The sequence below is a fragment of the Deltaproteobacteria bacterium PRO3 genome, from assembly GCA_030263375.1.
Classification (GTDB): domain Bacteria; phylum UBA10199; class UBA10199; order DSSB01; family DSSB01; genus DSSB01.
In genome coordinates this window covers 1-4781 of the sequence record SZOV01000157.1, presented here as the reverse complement: position 1 = coordinate 4781, position 4781 = coordinate 1, and the positions used below count along the sequence as shown (strand labels likewise).

The window sequence follows — 4781 nt, the reverse complement described above, 5'->3', positions numbered from 1 at the left end:
CCACGCCGGAGTCACGAAACCCCGAATCTTGTATTGAACCACGTCTTTGCCCAACAAACGGCAGACCGGTTTTTCTTCGATGATTTTGACGGTGAAAAATTTTCCGGTGGGATCCTGCTCGGGGGCGGGAAAACCCGCGGTGAGCGGTTGAGCCGCGGCCATGGTGGTGGCCGTGCCGCCCGCGGCCGGGGCGTCCAAGGCCCCGCCGACGCCGCCGGGACCCTCGGGCGCGGAAGGGTCGGTGAGGGTCGCGGATCCGGAGCAGGCCATCAAGAGAAACAATGCAACTGGGGTCGAGCGCCGCAAAGAGGCGTGAAAGGAACGCAAGCCGAACATAGGCCGTATCTCCTTCCTGAGGATATCGGCTTGACCGAGAGTGAAGTTTCCCGGGCCCCCAACTAAAATTTAATTTACCAGGAAAGCCTGCCCATGTCTCCCGGGGCGGCTCCCTCCCCAAGGCCCCACCCCTGGGACTATTTTGCACCGTTTTCAATATATGTTTGCAAATATTGCATTTTAAATTGTCAATTTAATTATAACATATTGATTTTATTAAATTTATAAAACGGCATGCGGCTTGCTTTATTCTTCAGTGTCCCGCGACGGGATGTTCGAAAAGGAGCAAGCCATGACGATGAAAGAAAAATTCCAGCAAGTGAAAAACCTCCTGAACCTGGCGCAAGGCAGCTCCGAGTTCTTGGACGCCGAGCGGAAGGTCTCGCTGGCCACGCGCCTGATGGCCGAGATCGAGACGAGCCTGCTGAGCAATCCCTTCCTGCAAGACCAGGATCTGGCCTGGGTGGTGCAATTCAACCGCGGACCGCTGTGGAGCAACGCGCAGCGGCGCCTGGAGAGCCTGCGGCGCTCGGCCTAATTTTCCCCAGCGGCGGGGACCCCTATTCTCCGCTTTCCATCGTGGCATCTCCCGCCCTTGGCCCCAACTCAAGCGGCGGCGACGGGCCCCTCTTCGGAGGGGCCCGTTTTTTTGCGTCGCCTTTCTCGGAAGCGAGGCATAAAATTTGGTTTTCGACCCCATCGCACATGGCATCCGCTAGCGCACGTTTCCGGGGATCCTATGCTGCAAAATTTGCAAACCTCTCTCGGCCTTGAATATCATCCCTATGTTTTTCCAGGCATTTTTCACCAGGATCCGTTGGCATTGCCTTTGCTTTATTTAAGCATCGTCCGGCGCCCCCAGGATCGCCGGCAAGGAGGATAGCCCCATGGATAACAGTTTCAAAGCCCCGCCCCCGCCGCCAAAATCCATCCAAGGCAACGATGAATACTTTACGGACGATTACGGTCTGGAAACCGAGGACTTCGGCGATTACGAGGATTTCGGCATGGAGATGGAGACGGATGCGGCCGCGGCCGGCGAGATGGCCGGCGGCGACATCTATCAGGAAATCGACAAGCTCGCCGGCCTCGCACGCAGCCAGGGCGCAAGCCCGGAAGTCCTCAAGGCCATCGAAGAAAAAAGAGGACTCGCCTTGCAAAGCGCCAACCTCTCCCCGGAAAAACGCGAAGCAATGATCGAAAACCTCCGCATGGAGTTGGGTGAGTTGGAGGCCCGCCTCTCTCTCGAGATCGAACAAGCGCCGGCGCGGGAGGCATTGAAAAAGGAAATCCAAGAGCTGCGCGACGAGCTGGAATCCAATGTGAAGGAGGGAGACCAAAAGGAAGCCGTCGAAAAGGAGATCCAGGAGGCGGAGACCGCTCTGAGTCAGGCGGACCTTGAGGGCGCCGAGCAAAGCCTCGGCGAGGCCAGGGAAGAACTCGAGACCGCAAAGGAGGAAAATCCCCCTTTCGCAAAACGCCTGCGCTCGCAATTAAGCGAGGCGAAGATCGACGTCTCCGAAAAGGACATCGAGCAGGCCTTGAAAGACTCGGGTCTTTCGGAGGAGGACATTTCCGACCTAAGGCTGCCCGTTTCCTCGGAAAAGTCCGCCAAGCTGCTCGAGTTCTTCAAAAAAGTGGACCCGTATTTCGCGGAACAATTCGCCGACAAACCCTACGGCGAATACTCCATGAAAGAATTGTCGATCTTGCTGAAGCAGACTTTGGACTTGCCGTCGGAGCCGACCAAAGAAGAGCTTGCCACATTCCTCGAGCCTCACGTCCATGTGCAATGGAATAAGGAAAAGGTACGGGAAGGACTCAGTCCCGGCGGGAAAGATTTACAGAATAAAATTTTGGACCTGCTGGATAAGGCCGTGCGCACGGGAGATACCTCCGAGCTTCACCAATTGATTTGGAGCGGCCATAACGACGTCGACCGGGCGCATCACTCGTATAACGACGTCATTCGCAGCATCGTCTCGAGCATCTATGAATTGACCGACCGCAATCCCCAGCTCATGAAGCGGTATCTGCAGCTGATCCCGAAGCAGATCCTCCAAGATTTTCGCGACGTGGTGATCGCCCATAGCGGCGAGTTGGGCGAAAAGCATGCCGGGGACCTCGTCACCAGCCAAGAGGCCCACGACATTTTGGATTGGGCCTTGACCGACGGCGAACCTCCGGCGTTTTTCAGCGGGGTTTCGAGCACCGGCACTGCGCAATCCTAAGTGGTTCTGAGGAAAGCATCAGACCCTCAAAAAAAGCCGCCGCTCGACGCGCTTCTTGTCGATCTTGCCTTGCAGGAGAATCCCCGCGCCGTCGTCCTTAAGCTCGGCGAAGGGGTCCTTCAGAACCTGCCCATTAGCGTGGATGCTCCCGCCCTTGATCTTGGCCTTGGCCTCGTTGCCGGTGGCGGCGAAGCCCGCCTCTTTGACGGCGTGAAAGGCGACGATGGTGTTTTTTCCGAGCGAAAGCGTCACGTCGTCGATCGCCTCGACCTGGCGCTGGGAGAAGGATTTTTCAAAGTGGGCCGCTGCTTCCGCGGCGGCAGCGGGCGAATGCAGATCGGAAATAATCCGCGTAGCCAAGGCAATTTTAGCCATTTTGGGATGTAGTTTGCCGGAAAGGGTGTCAGAACGTATAGCATCAATTTCTTCTATACTGAGATCTGTGAGCAATTCAAAATATCGCCACATTAGCGCATCCGAGATGGACATGATCTTGCCAAACATAGAATCCGGCTTCTCAGTGACACCGATGTAGTTCCCCTTAGATTTGCTCATTTTACCGACACCGTCGAGGCCTTCCAGCAGCGGCAGGGTCATGACGACTTGGGGCTCCTGCCCCTCCTCATGCTGCAGGTGACGCCCCATCAACAGATTGAATTTTTGATCGGTGCCGCCCAACTCGACGTCGGCCCGCATCGCCACCGAATCCCAGCCCTGGAGCAAGGGATACAAAAACTCGTGGATAGCCAAGGGGTGTCCCGACTTGTAGCGCTTTTCGAAGTCGTTGCGTTCCAGCATGCGCGCGACCGTGTAGCGACTGGCCAACCGAATCATGCCCCGACCGTCCAGCTTGTCCAGCCAGGAGGAATTATAGAGCACCTCGGTCTTCCCGGGATCGAGGACGCGAAAGACCTGGGATTTGTAGGTTTGGACATTCCGTTCGATCTCTTCCCGCGTGAGCGGCGGGCGGGTCTCGTTGCGTCCGGAGGGATCCCCGATGGCGGCGGTGTAGTCGCCAATTAAAAAGCACACATGGTGTCCAAGATCTTGGAAAACTTTCAACTTCCGCAACAAGACCAAATGTCCAAAATGAAGATCTGGAGCAGTTGGGTCAAATCCAGCTTTTATGCGCAAAGGACGGCCGCTATTGATTTTTTTGTCAAGTTCCGATTCAGATATAATCTCAATAGTATTTTTTTTAATTGGCTCCGACGTCCCTAATCGTCCTAACGAATCTAATAATGAATCCATAATTTCGTACTACACCCTTATCCATTCGCTTTCAATTATTCTCGCAATCTCAACCTGTTTGCTCCCTTGTCTTCTGGAAGTTTTACCTGGCAATGAAAAAAATAATTACTATCCCTAACCGTCACGAGCCCCTAGCCGGGGGCGATATGTCCCAAGCGGGACCCTCTGAAAAGCCGATCACCTTGAGGCCTATATAATATCGGCTTTTCGGCGGAGGCCTGGCCCCCGGCCTAAGGGGGCCGGGCCGTGTCCCCGCTGGGACATATCGCCCCCGGCTAGGGGCGGGGGTGGCAGGAAGACCTTCATTTGAAGGACAAAGCAAGGCCCCTGAGTTGGATTAAGAAAGGAGGGGTAAACTTCAACGCAAGGGAAAGATTGTCATCGCCGGGAAAGGGCGAACACAAGGTTCGCCCCTACAGTCGGATTTGGATGCGTTCGATCTTGCGGGCCAGACCGTTGGACTCCTCGATCTCGACCAGGGCCCCGCAGAAGCGCACATCCCCTTCCGCCGGCTCGAAGCGCGACTTGATCCCCGTCTGGAACTTGCGCAGGACGTTGTCGATCCGCATGCCGATGATCGAGCGATAGGGACCGGTCATGCCGGCATCGGTCAAGAACGCGGTGCCGCGCGGCATGATCTCCTCGTCGGCGGTCTGGACGTGGGTATGCGAGCCGATGACGGCGGCGACGCGTCCGTCGAGGTGCCACCCCATCGCCCGGCTCTCGCTGGTGGTCTCGGCGTGCATGTCGACGAAGACGACGTCGGCCTGGCCTTTCAGCTCCGCCAAGGCGCGATCGGCTGCGGCGAAGGGGCAATCCGCCGGCTCCATGTTGATGCGCCCGATCAGGTTGACGACGCCCAGCTTGACGCCGGCATAGACCTCGACGACCACCCAGCCCCGCCCCGGCGAGGTAGCCGCGTAGTTGGCCGGCCGCAGCAGCTTGGGTTGGCGCTTGAAGTAG

5 protein-coding genes are annotated in these 4781 nt (G+C 56.8%); 2 read left to right on the top strand and 3 right to left on the bottom strand.

The window, feature by feature from the left end:
* The coding region (locus FBR05_14805) for a hypothetical protein (protein ID MDL1873448.1) at nucleotides 1–336 on the bottom strand (336 nt) is incomplete at its 3' end.
* A gap of 292 nt (nucleotides 337–628) precedes the next feature.
* On the opposite strand from FBR05_14805, the gene FBR05_14800 reads away from it, so the two are divergent.
* Both FBR05_14800 and FBR05_14795 read left to right on the top strand, forming a co-directional pair.
* The gene (locus tag FBR05_14800) at nucleotides 629–874 is read left to right on the top strand and encodes a hypothetical protein (protein MDL1873447.1); all 246 of its coding nucleotides are present in this window, start codon (nucleotides 629–631) and stop codon (nucleotides 872–874) included.
* Between the two features lie 349 nt (nucleotides 875–1223).
* Nucleotides 1224–2567, top strand: coding sequence for a hypothetical protein (locus tag FBR05_14795; protein ID MDL1873446.1), 1344 nt, complete (start codon nucleotides 1224–1226; stop codon nucleotides 2565–2567).
* An 18-nt stretch (nucleotides 2568–2585) separates the two neighbouring features.
* On the opposite strand, the gene FBR05_14790 is transcribed toward FBR05_14795, so the two are convergent.
* Both FBR05_14790 and FBR05_14785 read right to left on the bottom strand, forming a co-directional pair.
* Entirely contained in the window at nucleotides 2586–3818 is a 1233-nt protein-coding gene (locus FBR05_14790; GenBank protein MDL1873445.1) for a tyrosine--tRNA ligase, read from the bottom strand.
* A 413-nt stretch (nucleotides 3819–4231) separates the two neighbouring features.
* On the bottom strand, nucleotides 4232–4781 hold a 550-nt coding region (locus FBR05_14785), incomplete at its 5' end, for a YmdB family metallophosphoesterase (protein ID MDL1873444.1).